This window comes from Dictyoglomus sp. (assembly GCA_025060475.1).
Lineage (GTDB): Bacteria > Dictyoglomota > Dictyoglomia > Dictyoglomales > Dictyoglomaceae > NZ13-RE01.
Genome location: JANXBZ010000001.1, coordinates 194,583 through 214,365, shown reverse-complemented (window position 1 = coordinate 214,365; position 19,783 = coordinate 194,583). Strand labels below are relative to the sequence as shown.

The window sequence follows — 19,783 nt, the reverse complement described above, 5'->3', positions numbered from 1 at the left end:
TAAATGATTCTTTAGAAGCCTTTGTTAAAAGAGATGTGGATTTCATATTAAAAGTTGTAGAAGAAGACGAAGAAATAGATCATACTTATAGAAGAATATATGATGAAATTGTTGAAGAACTTGAGAATGCTCCTCAAACTGCGCCTCAAAATATTAAGTTATTAATGATAGCAAGATATTTAGAAAGAATTGCTGACCACGTAACTAATGTTGCAGAAAGAATTTATTATATGGAAACAGGAGAATTAAAAGAACTTCATCCCTAATTATCCAAATCTTCCGGTAATATAATCTTCTGTAAGTTTTTTCTTCGGATTTGTAAATATTTCCGATGTTTTTCCATGTTCAATAATTTCTCCTAGGTACATGAAAATAGTCTCATCAGAAATTCTTGCCGCTTGTTGCATATTGTGGGTTACGATAATAATAGTAACATGTTCTTTTAAAGATTTTATAGTATCCTCAATCTTATAGGTGGATATAGGATCTAATGCAGATGTAGGTTCATCCATTAACAAAACTTCAGGTTCTACTGCTAGAGCTCTTGCAATACAGACTCTTTGTTGTTGTCCACCAGAAAGTTCTGAGGGATGGTCTTTTAATCTATGCTTTATTTCGTCCCATATTCCTGCAAGTCTTAAACTTTTTTCTACGATATTATCTAACTCTTCTTTAGAAACGCGCCTTCGATTTAGGATATATCCTGAGATTACATTTTCATATATATTCATGCTATAAAAAAGATTAGGTCTTTGAAATACCATTCCAATTTTTCTTCTAATTAAAACAGGATCTACATGGTTGTCGTAAATATTTAAATTATCTAGAAATATTTTTCCTTCAATTTTAGTTCCCGGAGTTAATTCATGAAGACGATTAAAACATCTAAGTAAAGTTGTTTTTCCACAACCAGAAGGTCCAATAATTGCTGTTAAAGTATTTTTCTTTATTGATATATTTATATTTTTTAAAACATGAATAGGACCAAACCAGGCATTAAAATTTTCTGTTCTAATTTTTTCCAATGTTTTTTCCTCTTCTTTAAGAATAAGTTTTCCTTCTTGCATAATATTTAGCAAAAATATTTAAAATTAAAACAATCATAGCCAATACAAATGAAGACGCCCAAGCTATACTTTTCCATTCTTTATAGGGAGATGTAGCATAATTATATATGGTTACCGTCAAACTGGCAATAGGTTGATCTAATCTTAAACTCCAAAAGGAATTATTAAGAGAAGTGAATAAAAGGGGAGCAGTTTCTCCCATAGCTCTTGCTAGTGCGGCCATGATTCCTGTTATTATACCACTACTTCCTGAGGGTATAACTACCTTTATTATTGTTCTCCATTTTGGAGCTCCTAAAGCATAGGCTGCTTCTCTTACCGAATTTGGGACCATTTTTAAGGACTCCTCTGTAGCTTTTGTAATAATTGGTATCATAATAATACTTAAAGCTACTCCTCCTGCTAATGCAGAGAATCTTTTCATGGGAACTACTATTAATATGTATATAAAAACACCAATAATTATAGTAGGAATTCCACTCAATACTTCGGATATAAATCTTGTCCACCATGCTAACTTATTATTTCCATATTCCACTATATATACTCCTGCCAAAACTCCAATGGGAATTCCAATTATTCCTGCTATTATTGCTAAAATTAAAGATCCAACAATTGCATTGGCAACTCCACCTCCAGGAACACCAGGAGGTTTTGGTAATTCGATAAATAAACTTAAATTTATAGAGGAAAGTCCTTTAATAAATAAATCTCCTAAAATCCAAAAAAGAAAGAAAGCTCCTACGAGAAAGGAAAAAAAACATATACTAATCATTATTTTATTTATAAGCTTTCTTATCTTATAATTCATCTTCTCTCTATCCTTTTAATTATAAAATATCGAGTAAAGGCAATGGTAAAGAAAGTTATAAAGAAAAGTATTAATGCTAATTCTATTAAAGTAGACAAATGAAGTTTTCCCACCGCTTCTGTAAATTCATTGGCAATGGTGCTTGAGATAGTATATCCAGGGCTAAAAAGAGATAAAGAAATTTGAGGAGAATTTCCAATAACCATTGTTACCGCCATGGTTTCTCCTAAGGCCCTTCCTAATCCTAAGATTCCTGCAGCTAAAATTCCTGATTTTGCATTTCCTAATACTATTTTCCATATCATTTCCCATTGAGTCATTCCAAGAGCTAAAGCTCCTTCTCTTTGTTCTCTTGGGACTGCAAGGAGAATTTCTCTTGATATAGAAGATATAGTAGGAATAATCATAATAGCAAGAACTATTCCAGCTGTTAAAAAGCCTACTCCCATAGGATAGCCTTGAAAGAGAGGAGTAAAGCCTAAATACTTATTTAAAAAGGGACCTACTTTTAATTGTAATATAGGAGCGAGAGTAAATAGTCCCCACATGCCATATATAATACTCGGTATTGCTCCTAAAAGTTCAATTATAAAGGATAAAGGTCGTTTTAAATAATAGGGACAAATTTCCGCAAGAAATATTGCAATTCCTACGCTTATGGGAAAACCTAAAATAAGAGCGATGAGAGATGTAATTAAAGTTCCATAAATGGATGGCAGAGCACCAAAGTGCTCTGCCACAGGATCCCATATGGTCTCTATCAAAAATTTCCATCCAAACTTATTAATGCTGGGAATACTTGCTATTATTAGTTCATAGAATATTGCTCCTACTGTTATAATTATCAGTAAACTGCAAATAAGACTTAAATTTTTAAATATAATTTCTCCTATATTTTTTCTCCTCATTCAATAGGTTTCCCCATATATGTTAAATATTTAAGTCTCTTTAAGGCTTCTTTTTTAACTCTTTCTGGTAATGGTACATATAATAATTCTTCTGCAGATTTATCTCCTTTTTCATAGGCCCATTTAATAAACTTTATTAAAGCTTTTGCTTTTTCTAGATCCTTTTGCTCCTTTCTTATAAGTAAGAAAGTATATCCTGCTATAGGATAACTATTTCTTCCTGGTGCGTCAACTATGTAAACATAAAAATCCTCTGGAATTTTGTAAAAACTTGCAGCAGATTTTACAGTTTCTATTGTAGGATAAACATAATTATTTAGTTTATTTCTAATCTGAGCATAAGGTATATTATTTTGCTCTGCATAAGCTAATTCCACGTATCCTATAGCTCCTACCGTATTTTGAACATATCCTGCAACTCCTGCGTTTCCTCTTCCTCCTATTCCCACAGGCCAATTAACAGAGGTTCCTGAACCAACTTTTTCTTTCCATTCTTGACTTACTTTAGATAGAAATTCTGTAAATATTGCAGTGGTTCCACTGGCATCCGCTCTTCTTACAACTACTATAGGAAGATCAGGAATTTTTAAATCTTTATTTATCACTGTAATTTTAGGATCACTCCATTTTTTTACCTTTCCTAGATAGATATCCGCTATTAATTCTCTTGTTAATTTTAATCCCTTTCCTATTCCTGGAAGATTATAAATTATTGCTACTGCTCCTGCTACAGTTGGTATCATAATTAGTCCTGACTCTTCCTGTTCCTTTCCAGTAAGAAGAGCATCGGTTGCTCCAAAGTCTACAGTGCCTGCTTTTATTTGTTGAATTCCTGCACCACTTCCTACCGCTTGATAGTTTATTTTTATTCCTGTTTCTTTTTCAAAATCATAAAACCAACGGGAATATAGAGGATATGGAAAGGTGGCACCTGCACCTGTAAGAGTAACCTGAGCAAAAACTGGAATCAAAATCAAACTTAGAATTAAAAATATTTTCTTAAGCATTTTATACCCTCCCTGAAGAAATATTTTTATTATGAAGATTGTAAAATTTTTTCTTTTGTCACCTCCTTTCCTTATTTTTCATTTTATATTTTAGAATTTAAATGTTAAATAACAATTAAAAAAAGATTAAATTTTTTTAAAATTCATCCTTTGATATAATCTTTATTGAGAATTTATAAGGAGGAGCGAGATAAATAATGGAGGATAGAATAAAAGCAAGATTGAGAGAACATAAAAGGGTCATAGAGCTTGTAGAAGAAACCCTTATAGAAGAAATCGAAAAATCTGCAAAAACTATAGTTTCCGCTTATGAGAATAAAAGAAAGGTTATTCTCTTTGGAAATGGAGGAAGTGCTGGAGATGCACAGCATATTGCAGGAGAATTAGTGGGTAGATTTTTAAAAGAAAGAAAATCTCTTCCTGCTATCTCTTTAACCACTAATTCATCAATCATTACCGCAATATCCAATGATTATGGCTATGATATGGTCTTTGAAAGACAAGTGGAATCAATGGTTCAGGAAAAAGATGTGGTTATAGGAATAAGCACTTCTGGAAGTTCTCCAAGTGTAGTTAGAGCTCTGAAAAAAGCAAAGGAATTAGGTGCCATAGTAATTTCTCTTTCAGGAAGAGATGGAGGGGAGATGGCGAGAATTTCTGATATAAATATAACGGTTCCCTTTCATATGACACCTCATATTCAAGAAGCTCATATTACTATCGGTCATATACTATGTGATTTAGTTGAGGAATATTTATTTAGTTCTAAAAAGAAAGCAGTTTTTTTAGATAGAGATGGAACTTTAAATGAAGATAAAGGATATACGTATAAAATAGAAGATCTGGTTATATTACCAAAAGTTGTAGATGGTTTAAAACTTTTACAAGGTAAATTTTTACTTATTGTAGTAACAAATCAGTCCGGAGTAGAAAGGGGATATTATACAGAAAAAGATGTAGAAAAATTTAATAATTATCTTTATTTAGCTTTAGCAAGGGAAGGAATATACATTGATGATTTCTATTATTGTCCTTATATCGAAGGAGATTGCAGAAAACCTAACACTGGCATGCTTTTACAAGCTCAAAAAGACTGGAACATTGATTTAAGTAAATCTTATATCATAGGTGATAAAGAATCAGACGTTTTAGCAGGTAAAAGGGTAGGATGCAAAACTATTTTAATTGGAAAAACCTTTTCTAATGTTATTCCTGATTTTTATGCTAAAGATCTCTTAGAAAGTGCGGAATGGATTCTTTCAAAGGAGAAAGAGAATGAATAGAGAATATCTTTTAAAAATTATTGACAATTGGAAAGGAAAAAGGGTAGGAATTTTAGGAGATATAATGTTAGATGAGTATATTATAGGAAGAGTATCAAGAATATCTCCTGAAGCTCCTGTTCCTATTGTGGAAGTGGAAGAAGAATATTCTCTTTTAGGGGGAGCAAGTAATGTAGCAAATAATATAAAAAGTCTTTTAGGGGAACCAATTCTTTTCGGAGTAATTGGAAAAGACAGTGGAGGGGAAAAGATAATAAGCCTTCTTAGAGAAAAGGGAATTTTTAGCAAACTTTATTTAGATAGAAATAGACCTACAACTCAAAAAACAAGGATTATAGCCTTAAATCAACAAGTGGTAAGAGTGGATAGAGAGGTAAAGGATTTTATATCTGAAGAGATAGAAGAGATTATTTTTCAAAATATAGAAGATTGTATTAACGAGATAGATATATTTGTGCTTTCAGATTACGCTAAGGGTGTTTTAACTCCCAAATTAACCTCTGAAGTTATAACTTTAATAAAAAGTAAAGGAAAAAAAGTAATAATAGATCCTAAAGGAAGGGATTATAAAAAATATAAAGGAGCAAATCTTATTACACCTAATGAAAAAGAGGCCCAGATTGCGGTTAATATGGAAGATAGTTTTGACATATTTTCTTGTGCCAAGAAATTATGGGATATTACTGAGGGGGAAGGGATTTTAATTACCCGAGGAGAGAAAGGAATGTTTCTTTTCGAACCTAAATCTCAAATATTTATACCTGCTCTCTCTTCTCAGGTGAGAGATGTTACTGGTGCAGGAGACACTGTTGTGGCAACTCTTTCCTTGGCTCTAGCAGGAGGAGGAAGTTTATTAGAGTCTGCGCTTTTATCCAACTTTTCTGCTAGTATAACAGTTAGAAAGTTAGGGACTGCTACTGTAACCCCTAAGGAACTTATTTCTATAATTCCTGAAAGTATAGAACTTAGAGATGGATGGATATTCTTTAAGAAAGATAAAGAATAAAATAGAGCTTAAGAAAATAATAGAAAACTTAAAAAAGCAGGGGAAAATAATAGTTTTTACTAATGGATGCTTTGAACTTCTCCATCCTGGTCATATTGAGATTTTGGAAAAAGCAAAGAGCTTAGGTGACATTCTTATTGTAGGAATAAATAGTGATAATTCAGTAAAAGAAATTAAGGGAGAAAAGAAGTTAATTCTTGACGAGAAATCTCGTTTAAGAATAATTTCTTCTTTAGAAGTTGTAGACTATGTAGTTCTCTTTGATGAGAAGACTCCAGAAAATTTAATTTCTGAACTAAAGCCAGATATCCATGTAAAAGGCGGAGATTACAAAATAGAGGATCTTCCTGAAGCAAAAATTGTTGAAGATTATGGAGGGAAAGTTTTTATTTTTCCTCTTCTCGAAGGATTTTCAACAACAAAAATTATTGAAAAAATATTAAAATTATATAAGTAATTTAACTTTTTTCCATACATCATCTACTGTAAGATGTTTCATACAGTCCAAAGTATCACAAACTTTTTTTCTTTTTTCCCAAAGGCAAGGTTGACAAGAAAGATTTGTCTTTACTACTTGAAAAAGATCATTTTCAGGAACTATTTCTTTAGGATTTGTAGGACCAAAGAGGGCAATTAAGGGTTTATTCAAGATAACTCCTAAATGTAATGGTGCAGAATCTAGGCAAATCATAATTTTACAAAAGTATATTAAAGAAAGAAATTCTTGAAGAGATTTTGGAGTTATAAATATTCCATCAAAAATTAAATTCTTTAAAGAATTTTCTATCTCTTTCTCATCGGGCCCAATAGTTATTATAAAGGGAATATTCTCTTCTTTAAGCCTTTCACAAAGTTCCTTCCATTTTTTATTTTCCCACCTTCTATCAATTCCTCTCTTTATGCTCATTTCACTGATTCCCGGATGTATTAGAACATAATTAAAGGGACTTAATCCCAATTTATTTAGTTTTTTTTCTACAAGCTTTTTATTTTCCTCAGTTGGAGAGATCTTGGGAAGAGAAAAATCTTCGTCTATACCCAGAGCTTTTATTAGTCTATAATGAACCTTTCCCATATATTCATTTCTTTTTGAAGATGCCTTGTGGGTATATAAAAAACTTAAAGGATTTTCTTTATATCCTACTCTTTCTTCTGCGCCCGTCAGATACATAAATATCGGTATAAAAGGGGATTTTCCTGAAGAAACAGTAATACTATATTTTTCTTTTCTTAATTTAGTCAAAAGCTTAAAAGTTTCCCAAAGGTTTAACTTATTTTTAGGATTAAATTCTTCAACTTCGTATCCTGCTATTTCTAAAATATCTTTACCCCTTGATTCAGTTATGATTTTTACTCTTTTAAACTTCTCCTTTAATCTTTTGAGAACAGGTAAAAACAATACTTGATCTCCTAATCCTCCTAAATTAAAAGCAAGAACCTTTTTATCCTTGTCTGGATTGTTTAAATTTAGAAGAAAAGCACAAGCAAGCCAAAAAATTATTTGGGGGTAAGGTCTATACCATATAGTATCTACAAGCCCATGAAATAAAGGTGCAATTATAGAGGATAAAGAAGAAATTCCTATTATCTTTCTTGTAAAATCCCAATTGGAAAAAGAAGTAATAAAGATTCTAATTAAAGTGTATATCATTATTAAAAATACTATCAAAGAAAAAATGCTTCCTTCTATAGCTAATTCTAAAAATAAGTTATAAGAAGCTAAGGCTGTATATTTTGGCTCCATATAGAAGGCATAAACTTGACGAAAAACATCGTTTCCTAAGCCAATTCCTGTTAAGAAAAAGTCTTTAAATATTTTAAAAGAACTCTTCCAAATCATAACTCTTGTGGCATTAGAGGTATGTCCCCAAAGGGTGAACATTGAAAAAACTCTTGCTCTAAAATAATCCGATGAAAAGAATAGTCCGATTGCCATAGAAATAATGATTAAATATATAAAGACAAGCTTTTTTCTTATATTTTTGTTTTTTTGCCAGAAGTATAAGAAGATTCCACTAAATAGAATTCCAAGAGATCCTAAAAATCCCAAATATGCACCACGAGAATATGTCCATATTATTGAAAGAGCAGAAATAATTATTGTTAAGGATATAAAGGATTTAAAGTTATAAAATATTAACGCAGAAAAAAGGAAGGGAAAAACTGAAATTAAATATCCACCTAAAAGATTCGGATTTTGGAGAGTTCCATATACTCTTGTTACTCCTTCTGCTATTAACTCTGGATCTTCCCATCCTGCTAACTGGGGAACTTTAATAATCCATTGATATAAGCAATATATGGAAAGTATAAAGGTAGATAAAAGTAAAAAGATAATTGCTTTTTTTTGTCTTGAAACATCAAAGACATCTTTAAATATAAAGAAGATTGCAAAATAAACTAATAATTTTGTTAATCCCTTTATAGCAGAGTAAAGATATGGAGAAAAAGCAGTTGCATAAATATTTATTCCTAAAAAGATAAAAAATAAAAGGGAAAATCTATCTAAATTTTTAAAAAATCTTTTTTCAGGAGATAAAAAAGTAATTATAAACCATAAGATAAAGGCAATAAAACTCAAAAGAGCAATTTTCTCGGTTGATAAAAAGGGAAGCAAAAACAGAAAAATATATAAAAAATGTTCCAAAACAAAATCTAGCCAAGGAAATATAAAGGACGAAGATATAATGGGTTCAAAAAATCTTTTTATTTTAGTTTCAATATTATCTAAGATTTTGAATATTAGACTTTCTTGCCAAAGAGATTCAATGTTTTTCATTTCATTTCACCCTTATTGCAGATATGACTCCTGTAACATCCGCTTTATAACTCTCAATAGTAATAGACATACCAACTTTTACCTTTGTCCCCAAAACTATAGAATCTGAGGTTACATATCCTTTTGCAGTAAAGGTAATAAGACAATCCACATTAAAGGGATTGTTTATATCATCAATGGTTTTATATCCTCCTTTGAAGTCGGGAAGTATTTGTTTTTTTTGGTATATTTTTATATCTTTCACTGTTACCCACGCAAAGGGCTGATTTTTAATCCTGATAAATGCTTTTTCTCCTGGGATAATAAAGTTTTGATCCACTAAGGGTAGATTTCTCACTATAAAGTCTACTTCAATCTCTTTTTCTTCTCCTCTAACTTTCGTAATAGGACTCTTTCCAGTCCTTACTAAGATAATTCCTAATATTGCTAAAATTATCACTGTTACTACAAATAGATCAAAGATATTAATCTTCTTAAACATGGTCCATTCTCCTTTCTTTTTAACATATAAATTTTATTATTAAGTCTATCACCTCTGCTAAATTTTGATAAGATATCTTTTCATAGGTATCTGTACTTTGATGAAGATCAGGAATATTTAAATCCTCGTTTGCTCTTGATATAAATATTGCAGGTATTCCTAAATTTACAAAACTAAATTGATCTGATTGAGTTAATAGATGATGTTCTCCTATGGGTATTATTTTTTTATTAAATTCTCTTAATCTATCTACATACTCTTCAGCAGTGTGGTTGTAAGCTAAGTAAATATATTTTCCTCTTCCTACACAATCAAGGTTTATATTCAATAGAGTTTTATTCAAAGGGAATATAGGGTTTTTAACATAATGATTTGAACCTTTTAAACCATATTCTTCTCCATTAAAAAAAGAAAATATTAAATTGTATTTTGGTAATATATTTCTTTCTTTTATAATTCTAATAATTTCCATTAATACTCCTACTCCTGATGCATTATCATTGGCTCCCGGAAAGAAACTCCCATCAGGATCTCCTCCTACATGGTCTATATGAGCACTTATAATGATATATTTATCTTCTCTACCAGGAATGAATAGGTATAGATTTGTTGAACTTCCTTTTTCTGATCTATATTTTATCTTATACTTTATCTCAATATTTGAATTTTTATAATAATATTTTTTAATGTTATTCCATGAATTTGTTGTTAAAAAAACAACAGGGAAAGAAAAATCGTTTAAAAATAAAGATTTTTGTGAGACGATATATTCTTTCGTTTTATCAGTTATTAAAAAAAGTGCTAAGGAGGAATTATTTTGAGCTAAGTTAATTCTATATTCTATTCTATCTAAATATCTATCCTTAGGATTCTCATAGCCCAATTGAGCTATACTTATTTTGCCATTACTATCTTTATAATCATTAAGGTTTAGTCCGTAATTGACAAAATTGATCTTTCCTTGAATCTCCCAAGATCCTGTGAATAAATCTCTAAAATTTTTTCTATAAATTCCTTCCCATAGGATTCTTTTGTTGAAGTAAACTTGAAGTTTTGGTTTTTCTTCCAAGAAATAAATATCTAAAGGGAATTTCTGAATAAAAATCTGAGAGTAAGATAATCCTATATTTAGGAGCTCTTCTTTTATAAAATTTATTGTTTTCTCATTTTCAGAGGTTCCTGCTTGTCTACCTAGGAATCTTTCACTACAAAGATTTTTTATAACATACAAAGCATATTCTCCCGTATTTTGGGATTTTACTTTCGATAAAAATGAAAATAAAAGGAGTGTAATTATCAGTAACTTTTTAATCATTTTTTATCTCCTTTATATTTTTAAGAAGAATCAAACTTGCCTTTAATATATCTAAAGTTTCATCAGAAGGAGCAAATAAAAGTTTATTTTTAATTAAATTTATTTGATTTTCTAATTCCTCTATGATTTCTTGCCATTCATGTTTTACAATTTCTTTCACAGGATAGATTTCTCTTCTTGTTAAATCAATACTTTGCCCCATAAGAGGTATTAAACTTTCATATCCTTTAGTTTTAAGTAAAAGAGATAAAGTCCTTGCAGATTCAGGTTCTCCGTGGGTTATAATAAACATAGGATTTGTCTGAAAGGAGTCTGCCCAAGCTAATAAATCTTTTTGATCTCCATGAGCAGAAAATCCATTTATGGTATGAATTTTTGCATTTACTGTTAACTCTTCTCCCATCACATGTATTTTCTTAACACCATCAATAAGCCTTCTTCCAAGAGTTCCCTGAGCTTGATAGCCTACAAAAATTACATGAGTATTTTCCTTCCAAATATTATGTTTTATATGATGAAGAATTCTTCCACCTGTACACATTCCACTTCCTGCAATAATTATTCCAGATTCTATAGCATTAATACTTTTTGACTCTTCTACTGAAGATACATAACTAAGATTTTGTAGAGAGAAGGGATCTTCCGATTCTAAGAAATATTTTTGGAGGTCTGGAGATAAAAGATTAGTATATTTTTTATAAATTTCCGTTATTTTCTTTCCCATGGGACTATCAAAAAATATTGGAAAATCTTTAGGAATAATACCTTCTCTTTCCAACAGCATCAGTTCATAAATAATTCTTTGTGCTCTATCTACTACAAAGGATGGAATAAGAATCTTACCTTTTTCCTTTATGACTTTTTCAACTACTTCTTTAAACTCTTTTCTTGTTTCCTCTAAGGATTTATGTAATCTATTTCCATATGTGGATTCAATGATCACATAATCCCCCTGCTCAATTAAGGCAGGGGTTCCTTCCATTACATTTTCCCATTGACCTAAATCTCCTGAAAATACTATTTTTATGTTATCTCCCCAAATTTCTAAGGAACTTGAGCCCAAAATATGAGCAGAGTCTCTAAATCTTACCTTTATATCCTTTAGATCGATTATTTCATCATAAGGTACCGGTTCAAAGAGTTTCATGGCAATTTCAATTTCTTTTTCTGTATATAATGGTTCTATTAACGGTTTACCAGATCTTTGATTTTTTCTATTTATTCTTTCTACTTCTTCTTTCATTATTTTTACTGTATCCAACCACAATACCTCACAAAGTTCAATAGTAGGAAGAACTGCATATATTTTACCTTTAAAGCCATCCTTAACTAATTTGGGTATTCTTCCCGAATGATCTAAATGTGCATGGGTTAGTAATACTGCAGATATTTCCGAGGGATCAAAAGGAAAGGGATTAGAATTTTCATTTTCAGATTTCCCTTGAAAGATACCGCAATCAATAAGGTACTTTCTTTCATTTTCTAGTAAATAATTAGATCCTGTAACCTCTCCTACTGCACCAAAAAAGGTAAGTCTCACAGTTTCACCCCTTTAAAGAGAAAATTTTTCGTTGATCTTTCCACAACTTGCACACTCTAAACATCTTATGCAATTTAGGGAATTTGGATCCTTATAAATTTCAATATTTACTGGACACTTTTGCCTACACATTCCACATTGGGGACAGGAAGAGTCAACCTCTAAATGATAAAAAGATAGCTTATTAAAAATAGAAAGAAAAGTCCCTAAAGGGCATATAAATCTGCAAAAGAATCTTGAGATAAAAATACTGATTATTAAGAATAATATTAAAATGATTATTTTTATAATAAAAAGAAATCCAACCAGATTCCTTAATTGAGGTTTAATTAATATTTGAGGGATTCCAGCTTCTAAGGTTCCTGCAGGACATAGTTTGCAAAACCAAGGCTCTAAGCTTATATATGGGATAATAATTACTAAAACAATAAAGACTGTCCATCTAACGAGAGTGCTAAATCTGTTGTCCACAATTTTTTTTAAAGTTTTTATTTTATACAGCCAATCCTGTAAGGTACCGAAGGGACAAGACCATCCACAAAAATATCTTCCTAAAATAATACCCGAAAAAATTAGAATTCCTAAGAGTAAAAAAGGAAATTGCTTTATTATCAAAAAATACTGAAGAGTTCCTATGGGACAGGCGAAACTTGCTAAAGGGCAAGCATAACAATTAAAAACAGGTAAAGGAATATTTTTGCCAAAAAAGGCTAAATAATACGAATTTACAAAAATTGCAGTTATGATTTGAGTAATAATTCTTCTTTTTCCCATTTTATATTCATTAGTAGTTTTTTAAGACTTTCATAGTACAAAAGATCTTTTTTATCGATATCTTTATATTTATAAATATTACTTGCTTTAATAATTTTGTATTTATATTTTCCTTTTTCTCTCCATCTATGAATGAATATCGGGATAACCTCTATTTTATAAGATAATCTTTCCTTAATTTTAAAAAGATTAATTCTTAATATCAATCCAAATTTTGTTTTGGAAATATTTAACCCATACTGATCTGCAAAAAAATTTCCTAGTGAATAAAAACAATATTTATCATTGATTTTCTCGATGCTTCCTATACAGTGAGGATGACTGCCTATGATCATATCTACACCTAAATTTATCAGCTTTTTTGCTATGATTCTTTGATATTCTTTTGGTTTTTCTATATATTCTTCTCCCCAATGGAGATATATAATAATAAAATTTGTCTTTTGATTTTTTAAGAAATTTATATCCTCAGAAATTTTTTCTAAGTTTATATAATTCACCATATATTCCTTATGTTTAGGAAGGTAATTCCCATTTGTCCCATAAGTATACGCTAAAATTCCGACTTTTATCCCATTTTTTTCGAAAATCATAACTCTTTCATGAGGGTCAGGAGAGAGATTTGTTCCAAGATAAAGTAAATTTCTTTTTTTAATATTCTTAATAGATTCAAATAATCCTCTTTCTCCCTTATCGAGACAGTGGTTGTTAGCAGTAATTATTAAATTAAAACCCATCTTTTTTAAAGTATCTAAAATTTCTGCAGGTGAATTATATAAAGGATAGCTAGATGGAGTAAAAATATTTCCTGCAATGACAGTATCTAATACTACACAGGATAAATCTCCTTTTATCTCCTCTTTTATATTCTCAAATATATCTTCAGAAAAAACATAAGTTTTACTTTTTGTATGATAATAGGAATTTAAGATTTGTCTTTGGAGAAAAATATCTCCAGAAAAGGTTAAAAAAATTCCCTCTCTCATCTCAGAAGAGATGATAAAATTGAGAGAAATAGTAAATAGTAAAATTACAATTACAAAAATTCTTATAATAGCTTAATTATATCATATCAGAATTAATAATAATTTCCCCAGACTTTGAGGTTACTTCTGAAATTGCTTTGAAGCTAGAGTCAAAGGACTTGTTAAAAAAAAGAAGTTTTTATTCGGTAATCATTGGAAATAAGAAACTTATTCCTGAAATTTTTTAATTATGCCAAATATTCTTTTTGTAGAGTAAATAGAACTGAAATATGAGCCTTCCATCTCGATTCTTCATGTTATTATATATTTTTGATTTTCTTTCTAGAAATAATTATCTTGGAAGTCTTGTTCTATAAGAATATACTAAAATTGCTTCCTTTTTAGGGCTAACATCTAATATAAATTTTATATTATTGGCATCGATTTTTTCAAAGGGTAAAGAAGATGAGATAACTTGCCAGTCGCCTTCTAGATATTCTTTTACTTCTACTTTAACTTTTTCCTCCTTAGAATTTCTTATTATCACTTGTATTTTTCTTTCTCTGATAATGTTTTTAGCTTCGGTATATTCCTTGCTTTCCAATATCTTCCTTTCTCCTTTTATATCAAAGGCTTTACCTTGTAATACAGTAAATTTTTCACCTTCTGCTATATCCTTTAAAATTGATTCACCTAAAAATACAATTCTATCTTTATCCTTCAAAAATATTCTTATTTTACCTGAGGGTATAGGAACTCCTAGTCCTTTATCTCTAGAATTTTCAAATCTCCATTCAATAAATACCCCATTTATATCTCTTTGATAATCATAAAAATAAATTTTTTCTGCAATCACATTCTTATTATCAAGCCAAGGTAATAATTTATGTTGCTTAGCAAGAATACTTACAGGTTCTTTATAGGAAAAGATTTTGTATTCTCCCTTACTTTCAATAATTTCTTCTGGGGAAACTCCTTCAGCAATTTCTGCTTTGAGAAAAGTTCTTGTGGGTACAGACTCTATTACTTGTGGCTCTCCTGCAAGAAGAGATAGCTTTATGTTCTTAAAATTATTATTTGAATTGTTTTGAACAATTATTCTGCTATTAAAATTAAGGATTGATTTTTCATCTACCAATATAAAATGTTCACAACTCCAAGAGATATTAGGAAGAAAATAAAATATATTGAGAGTTTCATTTATGCTTTTTTCTGAGATAATCCATAAAGCCCAGTTGGGATAGATAATCTCCTTAATAATACTTCCCTTCTGGGATGTAATATAAACCGAAGAAAGAGAAATATCTCCAGGTATTTCATCTAAAGGAACATAGTTTATACCTTGTTTTAATTCTACTATTTTTTCCAAGGAAATAAGAGCAAAATTTTTAGAATAGATGACTAAATTTGTATTTGCCAAGGAGATACTTAAAAGGAAAAGGATAACTAATAATTTTTTCATATTTAATCACCTCCATTAAAATATAACATAGTATAAATCCTTAAGCTTTTTTTTGACAATAAAATTAAATCATGCTAAAATTTCCTTAAAGTTTAAGATGGTCGGAAGTTTCTATTTTTTTAAGGTAAAATTTTTGTGCAAAAAACCTAAGATTTCTGAAAATTTAGGAATCTTAGGTTTTTTATTTTTCAAAGAAAGAGAGGTGAAGTTTACCGAGGTACCATTTTAGTTTTTCCAAGAGATTTACTTTTAAGGTTTCTGGGAGTTTTTCCTTAAAAGCTCTCAAATTTTAAAAAATTTTCCTGAGGTGAAAGATGAGTAAGACTTTATATGTAGGTAATCTTCCTTGGTCAACAACTGAAGAAGAGTTAAAAAATGTTTTTTCTAACTATGGAAATGTAATTTCTGCAAGAATTATCTCCGATAAAAATACTGGAAGGTCTCGGGGTTTCGGCTTTGTAGAGGTTGAGGATAGTTCTGCAGAGAAAATGATTAGTGCTTTAAATGGTACAGATTTTAAGGGAAGAAAAATAATAGTTAATGAAGCAAAACCCAGAGAAGAAAGGCCAAGAGAAAGAAGAGCTCGTTCATAATAATGCTTGAAACTTTGGCTACTTTCCTATTTTATTTGGGAAAGTAGCTTTTTAATATTATAATTATATAAGGACCCCTCGTTGTAGGGGTCCTTCTTTTAAATGTATTAAGGGAGGTAATAAAGGTTGAGGAAATTGAAAGTTTTACTATTTGGTATAATAGTTTTTCTATTGCTTGTAATTATAACAGGCATAGGTGGATATTTTTATCTTCAGAATAGCTATAATTATATCCCTAGTAAAAATTTTCCTTCTCTTGATCCCATTGAACTCACTGAAATGGTTTTAGGAAAAATGGAGAGGATAAATTTTTTATTTTTTGGTGTTGATGAAAGAAAGGAAGATATAGGAAGAAGTGATACTATTATTTTTATTTCTTTTAATTTGAAAGACAAAAAAGTAGATCTTCTTTCTATTCCGAGAGACACGAGGGTTTTAATTCCAGGATTCGGTTATGATAAGATAAATCATGCCTACCATTACGGTGGTGTAGATCTTGCAGTAAGAACAGTGGAAGAATTTTTGGGTGTTTCTATAAATTATTATGCTAAAATGAATTTTCAACAGTTTGAAAAATTGATTGATGCAATTGGGGGGGTAGACATCGAAATTGAGAAGCCAATGTATTATGTTGATAGAACTGACAAACTCTATATAAGACTAAAACCTGGAAAGCATCATCTTAATGGAAAAGAAGCTCTTGGTTATGTGAGGTTTAGGCATGATCCTCTAGGAGATTTGGGAAGAATAGAAAGACAACAGAAATTTTTAAAAGCTTTATATAGTCAAATGAAGGATAAGGTTTCTTTAATAAATCTTCCTCAATATATAAATCTAGTTGGTTCTACCATAGAAACAAATATTTCTTTTTATGAGGCTTTATTTTTAGCCTCTAAATTTATAAATATTGAAAATCAGAATATTAGGATGACTATGATGCCTGGAAATCCTGATAATATAAATGGAATTAGTTATGTTTTACCTGATTTTAATAAACTTAAAGAATGGAAAAAATCTGTTTTTGCTAATGAAGAGAACAAACTATAACTTTGGGGGTGAAATTTTTTGGACAGTAAAGAAAAAGCATTTCATGTTGCTCGATTAATACTAGATAAAAAAGGAAATGATGTCATAGTTTTAGATTTATCTAATATTTCTGGAGTAACAGATTTTTTCATAATATGTACAGGGATGACCCCAACACAAAGAAAAGCAATACAAAGAGCGATCGAAGAAGAAATGGATAAACTAGGATACAGACCTCGAGGTATAGAAGGAAAAGAAGGAAGTGGTTGGCTTTTGCTTGATTATAATGATTTTATTGTTCATATATTTTCCCAGAAGGCTCGAGAATTTTACAAAATTGAAGAGCTTTATAAAAATGCTCCTCAATATACAGAATTTTGATGTTAGATATTCCTGCTTCTTGGCAAAAAGTTAAAGACAGAATAATTGAGAAGAAAGGATTAGTAGTTGTTTTAGGACTTCCTAATGTTGGAAAAAGCTCATTTGTATATTACCTTTCTAAAGAGGCTATAAAAAATAGTCTAAAAGTTGGTATAGTAAATAGTGACTTAGGTCAGAGTGAGATAGGGGTCCCCACAACAGTAAGTTTGAGTATTCCAGAAGGGGATTTTCAATCTTTTGAAGAACTTTCAGTCTTTGACTGGTATTTTGTAGGATCTACATCTCCTGTAGGACATCTATTACCTCTACTAGTCGGTGTAAAAAACCTAGTAGATAAGGCAAAATCTTCTGGCTGTGAATTAATTATTTTAAATACTTGCGGGCTTATCTTAGGAAAATTGGGAAAAGTATTGAAGTATTACAAGCTTTCTTTATTGAGACCCGAACATATCGTATTTATAAGAAAAGAAAATGAGTTGGAAAGTTTCTTAAAAATTATGCAAAGATTTTCCTTAGAGTTTTATATTATTCCTATGAGTATGATGGCACGGGAAAGATCTTGGGAGGAGAGGAGAGCTTTTAGAGAGAAGAAATTCTGCCGATATTTTCTTGGAGGAATTTCAATAGATCTTCCCTCTTTTTTAATTTATTCGATAAATAAATATATTGATAAAGATAAAGTAGAAATTTTAAAAAATAGATTGGTAGGACTTTTTGGAGAAAGAGAGGAATTTTTAGCTCTTGGAATTTTAGAGATGGTCGATTTTAATAATAATATTTTAAAAATTTTTACTCCTTTTAAGGAAAAGGAAAAAATAAAAAGAATTGAATTAGGTGATTTATACCTTTCAATAAAAGGTGAGGAGCTTAAAAAGATAGCTCCTCACCTTTGAAATTTATATTTTGGGTAAGTCTTTTAATGCTTCTTCAACCTTTTCTCTGGGATATGCAAAATTTTCCAATTTTCCTGAGAAGTATTGATCATAGGCAGAAAGATCAAAGAAGCCATGTCCACTTAGGTTAAATAATATTACTCTTTTCTCTCCCTTTTCTTTGGCATCCTTTGCCTCGTCAATTACAGCTTTAATAGCATGAGCGGACTCGGGTGCAGGGACTATTCCTTCAGTTCTTGCAAAAATTACTGCAGATTCAAAAATATCTAATTGATGATAGGCTACAGCAGATATATATCCATGATGATAGAGAGCACTTACAATAGGAGCCATTCCATGATATCTTAAACCACCCGCATGAATTCCTGGTGGTATAAAATTATGTCCTAAAGTATACATTTTGAGGAGAGGAGTTGTTTTTGCAGTATCTCCAAAATCGTAAGTATAGATTCCTCTTGTTAGGCTCGGACATGATTCTGGTTCTACTGCAAGGATTTTTATTTTTTTACCTTTAAATTTCTCTCTTAAAAATGGAAAAGAAATTCCAGCGAAATTACTTCCTCCTCCTACACATCCAATTACTACATCAGGGAATTCCCCTGCCATTTCCATTTGTAATAAAGCTTCTTCTCCAATTATTGTTTGATGTAAAAGAACATGATTTAATACGCTTCCTAAAGAGTATTTTGTGTCCTCTCTTTTCACTGCATCTTCTACCGCTTCACTTATAGCAATTCCTAGAGATCCCAAAGACTCTGGATCTTTCTCTAAAATCTTTCTGCCTGATTCAGTATCAGGACTTGGGCTAGGAACAACCTTTGCTCCCCAAGTTTCCATAAGAGATCTTCTATAAGGCTTTTGGAAATAGCTTACCTTTACCATATAGACTTTACATTCTAATCCAAAAAGATTACAAGCAAAAGCTAGAGCAGATCCCCATTGTCCTGCTCCTGTTTCTGTGGTTAATCTTTTTACTCCTTCTATTTTGTTAAAATATGCTTGAGCTACAGCAGTATTTGGTTTATGGCTTCCTGGAGGACTTACTCCTTCATACTTATAGTATATATGGGCAGGAGTATCCAAATACTTTTCTAGGCTTAGCGCTCTATAAAGAGGAGTAGGTCTCCACATCTTATAAATTTTTAAAACCTCATCGGGAATAGGAATATACCTTTCAGTACTTACCTCCTGCTGAATAAGGGAAATGGGAAATATGGGAGCTAAATCTTCAGGACCTACAGGCTTTCCTGTGGCAGGATGTAATACTGGTGGTAAAGGAAAGGGAAGATCCGCTAAAATGTTGTACCATTCCTTCGGAATTTTTTCTTCGTCTAATAAAATTTTTCTTTTAACTTCCATAAGATATACCTCCTTTTAAAATTTTATCTAAATAAAAAACCTTCTCGCCCTTTAAAGGACGAGAAGGTTTTTTATTCTCGTGGTGCCACCTTACTTAGGCAACATTGCCTCTCTCTTTTCGGGTACGGGAGAT

Annotated in this window: 20 protein-coding genes and 1 other annotated feature (1 of these 21 running past the window's edge); of the genes, 8 read left to right on the top strand and 12 right to left on the bottom strand. The window is 30.6% G+C overall.

The annotated features are described in order from the left end of the window. Positions 1-266: phosphate transport system regulatory protein PhoU (locus tag NZ841_01090; protein MCS7201363.1), on the top strand; the 266-nt coding region annotated here is incomplete at its 5' end. Here NZ841_01090 and pstB read toward each other — a convergent pair. Genes pstB through pstS form a run of 4 tightly spaced genes read right to left on the bottom strand, consistent with a single transcriptional unit; the run spans position 267 to position 3,793 of the window. After that, complete coding sequence (gene pstB, locus NZ841_01085; protein MCS7201362.1) at positions 267-1,025, bottom strand: phosphate ABC transporter ATP-binding protein PstB; 759 nt, start codon at positions 1,023-1,025, stop codon at positions 267-269. It abuts the gene before it with no gap. Positions 1,026-1,041: 16 nt separating this feature from the next. Continuing rightward, positions 1,042-1,878, bottom strand: coding sequence for a phosphate ABC transporter permease PstA (gene pstA, locus NZ841_01080; GenBank protein MCS7201361.1), 837 nt, complete (start codon positions 1,876-1,878; stop codon positions 1,042-1,044). Further along, positions 1,875-2,786, bottom strand: a complete 912-nt coding sequence (gene pstC, locus NZ841_01075) for a phosphate ABC transporter permease subunit PstC (protein ID MCS7201360.1) — start codon at positions 2,784-2,786, stop codon at positions 1,875-1,877. The genes pstA and pstC overlap by 4 nt, the downstream gene beginning before the upstream one ends. Continuing rightward, on the bottom strand, positions 2,783-3,793 hold the full coding sequence (pstS, locus tag NZ841_01070) for a phosphate ABC transporter substrate-binding protein PstS (GenBank protein ID MCS7201359.1): 1,011 nt from the start codon (positions 3,791-3,793) through the stop codon (positions 2,783-2,785). The genes pstC and pstS overlap by 4 nt, the downstream gene beginning before the upstream one ends. Before the next feature lie 197 nt (positions 3,794-3,990). Here pstS and NZ841_01065 point away from each other — a divergent pair, with 197 nt between their 5' ends. From NZ841_01065 to rfaE2, 3 genes are read left to right on the top strand one after another with little or no spacing between them, the layout of a single operon-like run. Next, on the top strand, positions 3,991-5,076 hold the full coding sequence (locus NZ841_01065; protein ID MCS7201358.1) for an HAD-IIIA family hydrolase: 1,086 nt from the start codon (positions 3,991-3,993) through the stop codon (positions 5,074-5,076). Continuing rightward, positions 5,069-6,082 carry a D-glycero-beta-D-manno-heptose-7-phosphate kinase gene (gene rfaE1 / locus NZ841_01060; protein ID MCS7201357.1) on the top strand — a complete coding sequence of 338 codons (1,014 nt, stop codon included), beginning with the start codon at positions 5,069-5,071 and terminating at the stop codon, positions 6,080-6,082. Before NZ841_01065 ends, rfaE1 begins: the two co-directional genes overlap by 8 nt. Further along, positions 6,048-6,539, top strand: a complete 492-nt coding sequence (gene rfaE2, locus NZ841_01055) for a D-glycero-beta-D-manno-heptose 1-phosphate adenylyltransferase (protein MCS7201356.1) — start codon at positions 6,048-6,050, stop codon at positions 6,537-6,539. Before rfaE1 ends, rfaE2 begins: the two co-directional genes overlap by 35 nt. Here the strand turns inward: rfaE2 and NZ841_01050 are convergent. The 7 genes from NZ841_01050 to NZ841_01020 form a co-directional block, all read right to left on the bottom strand. Continuing rightward, on the bottom strand, positions 6,528-8,861 hold the full coding sequence (locus NZ841_01050) for an O-antigen ligase family protein (protein ID MCS7201355.1): 2,334 nt from the start codon (positions 8,859-8,861) through the stop codon (positions 6,528-6,530). The two genes, rfaE2 and NZ841_01050, sit on opposite strands and share 12 nt — an antisense overlap. A 1-nt stretch (position 8,862) precedes the next feature. Then, positions 8,863-9,342, bottom strand: coding sequence for a DUF4330 domain-containing protein (locus NZ841_01045; GenBank protein ID MCS7201354.1), 480 nt, complete (start codon positions 9,340-9,342; stop codon positions 8,863-8,865). A 19-nt stretch (positions 9,343-9,361) separates the two neighbouring features. Then, entirely contained in the window at positions 9,362-10,657 is a 1,296-nt protein-coding gene (locus tag NZ841_01040) for a M28 family peptidase (GenBank protein MCS7201353.1), read from the bottom strand. Further along, positions 10,650-12,197, bottom strand: a complete 1,548-nt coding sequence (locus NZ841_01035) for an MBL fold metallo-hydrolase (protein ID MCS7201352.1) — start codon at positions 12,195-12,197, stop codon at positions 10,650-10,652. The genes NZ841_01040 and NZ841_01035 overlap by 8 nt, the downstream gene beginning before the upstream one ends. Before the next feature lie 12 nt (positions 12,198-12,209). Next, the gene (locus NZ841_01030; GenBank protein MCS7201351.1) at positions 12,210-12,971 is read right to left on the bottom strand and encodes a 4Fe-4S binding protein; all 762 of its coding nucleotides are present in this window, start codon (positions 12,969-12,971) and stop codon (positions 12,210-12,212) included. Next, a complete protein-coding gene (locus tag NZ841_01025) occupies positions 12,938-13,957 on the bottom strand; it encodes a CapA family protein (GenBank protein MCS7201350.1) in 1,020 nt (339 codons plus the stop codon). Before NZ841_01025 ends, NZ841_01030 begins: the two co-directional genes overlap by 34 nt. 331 nt (positions 13,958-14,288) lie before the next feature. Next, complete coding sequence (locus tag NZ841_01020; GenBank protein MCS7201349.1) at positions 14,289-15,398, bottom strand: hypothetical protein; 1,110 nt, start codon at positions 15,396-15,398, stop codon at positions 14,289-14,291. Between the two features lie 314 nt (positions 15,399-15,712). Here NZ841_01020 and NZ841_01015 point away from each other — a divergent pair, with 314 nt between their 5' ends. The 4 genes from NZ841_01015 (at position 15,713) to NZ841_01000 (ending at position 18,291) form a co-directional block, all read left to right on the top strand. Next, positions 15,713-15,991: an RNA-binding protein gene (locus NZ841_01015; GenBank protein ID MCS7201348.1), complete on the top strand. Its 279-nt coding sequence runs from the start codon at positions 15,713-15,715 to the stop codon at positions 15,989-15,991. Positions 15,992-16,117: 126 nt separating this feature from the next. Further along, positions 16,118-17,038 carry an LCP family protein gene (locus NZ841_01010; protein MCS7201347.1) on the top strand — a complete coding sequence of 307 codons (921 nt, stop codon included), beginning with the start codon at positions 16,118-16,120 and terminating at the stop codon, positions 17,036-17,038. Positions 17,039-17,056: 18 nt separating this feature from the next. After that, positions 17,057-17,398 carry a ribosome silencing factor gene (gene rsfS, locus NZ841_01005; GenBank protein ID MCS7201346.1) on the top strand — a complete coding sequence of 114 codons (342 nt, stop codon included), beginning with the start codon at positions 17,057-17,059 and terminating at the stop codon, positions 17,396-17,398. Next, complete coding sequence (locus tag NZ841_01000) at positions 17,398-18,291, top strand: Clp1/GlmU family protein (protein MCS7201345.1); 894 nt, start codon at positions 17,398-17,400, stop codon at positions 18,289-18,291. Before rsfS ends, NZ841_01000 begins: the two co-directional genes overlap by 1 nt. 3 nt (positions 18,292-18,294) lie before the next feature. Here the strand turns inward: NZ841_01000 and NZ841_00995 are convergent, their stop codons facing one another. Next, positions 18,295-19,650 (bottom strand): TrpB-like pyridoxal phosphate-dependent enzyme, encoded by a 1,356-nt coding sequence (locus NZ841_00995; protein MCS7201344.1) that lies wholly within the window; start codon positions 19,648-19,650, stop codon positions 18,295-18,297. 51 nt (positions 19,651-19,701) lie between these two features. Further along, positions 19,702-19,783: a binding site (T-box leader), on the bottom strand (it continues 191 nt past the right edge of the window).

Bases quoted from the DNA above. Each gene is read 5' to 3' on its own strand.
- rfaE2 (MCS7201356.1), top strand. From the start codon at position 6,048: ATGGATGGATATTCTTTAAGAAAGATAAAGAATAAAATAGAGCTTAAG.
- NZ841_01030 (MCS7201351.1), bottom strand. From the start codon at position 12,971: ATGGGAAAAAGAAGAATTATTACTCAAATCATAACTGCAATTTTTGTA.
- NZ841_01025 (MCS7201350.1), bottom strand. From the start codon at position 13,957: ATGAGAGAGGGAATTTTTTTAACCTTTTCTGGAGATATTTTTCTCCAA.
- NZ841_01045 (MCS7201354.1), bottom strand. From the start codon at position 9,342: ATGTTTAAGAAGATTAATATCTTTGATCTATTTGTAGTAACAGTGATA.
- rfaE1 (MCS7201357.1), top strand. From the start codon at position 5,069: ATGAATAGAGAATATCTTTTAAAAATTATTGACAATTGGAAAGGAAAA.
- NZ841_00995 (MCS7201344.1), bottom strand. From the start codon at position 19,650: ATGGAAGTTAAAAGAAAAATTTTATTAGACGAAGAAAAAATTCCGAAG.
- NZ841_01020 (MCS7201349.1), bottom strand. From the start codon at position 15,398: ATGAAAAAATTATTAGTTATCCTTTTCCTTTTAAGTATCTCCTTGGCA.
- NZ841_01040 (MCS7201353.1), bottom strand. From the start codon at position 10,657: ATGATTAAAAAGTTACTGATAATTACACTCCTTTTATTTTCATTTTTA.
- pstC (MCS7201360.1), bottom strand. From the start codon at position 2,786: ATGAGGAGAAAAAATATAGGAGAAATTATATTTAAAAATTTAAGTCTT.
- pstS (MCS7201359.1), bottom strand. From the start codon at position 3,793: ATGCTTAAGAAAATATTTTTAATTCTAAGTTTGATTTTGATTCCAGTT.
- pstA (MCS7201361.1), bottom strand. From the start codon at position 1,878: ATGAATTATAAGATAAGAAAGCTTATAAATAAAATAATGATTAGTATA.
- NZ841_01065 (MCS7201358.1), top strand. From the start codon at position 3,991: ATGGAGGATAGAATAAAAGCAAGATTGAGAGAACATAAAAGGGTCATA.
- NZ841_01015 (MCS7201348.1), top strand. From the start codon at position 15,713: ATGAGTAAGACTTTATATGTAGGTAATCTTCCTTGGTCAACAACTGAA.
- NZ841_01050 (MCS7201355.1), bottom strand. From the start codon at position 8,861: ATGAAAAACATTGAATCTCTTTGGCAAGAAAGTCTAATATTCAAAATC.
- NZ841_01000 (MCS7201345.1), top strand. From the start codon at position 17,398: ATGTTAGATATTCCTGCTTCTTGGCAAAAAGTTAAAGACAGAATAATT.